This window comes from Bacillus cereus group sp. BfR-BA-01408, assembly GCF_022663305.1.
In the GTDB taxonomy this organism is placed as follows: Bacteria; Bacillota; Bacilli; order Bacillales; family Bacillaceae_G; genus Bacillus_A; species Bacillus_A pacificus.
Genome location: NZ_JAKUFF010000371.1, coordinates 1 through 207, shown reverse-complemented (window position 1 = coordinate 207; position 207 = coordinate 1). Strand labels below are relative to the sequence as shown.

The following is a 207-nucleotide window of genomic DNA, read 5'->3' as shown; positions in this document are numbered from 1 at the left end:
AAGAGAAACAACAAGAACAACCGAAAGAACAACCGAAAGAACAACCAGCTGTAAATAAACAACCAGAACAGCAAAAAGCACAAGAAGAGAAACAACAAGAGCAACAACCGAAAGCACCAGAAGTAAAAGAAGAAGCGAAGGTTGTAAATCAGCCGAAAGAAACACCGAAACAGGAGCAAAAAGTTGATCCGAATAAAGAGGAGAAAA

General features: G+C 39.1%; 1 pseudogene. It reads left to right on the top strand.

From position 1 onward, the window contains the following. A pseudogene (locus MR083_RS27700) lies at nucleotides 1-207 on the top strand (DUF4430 domain-containing protein); the annotation flags it as partial.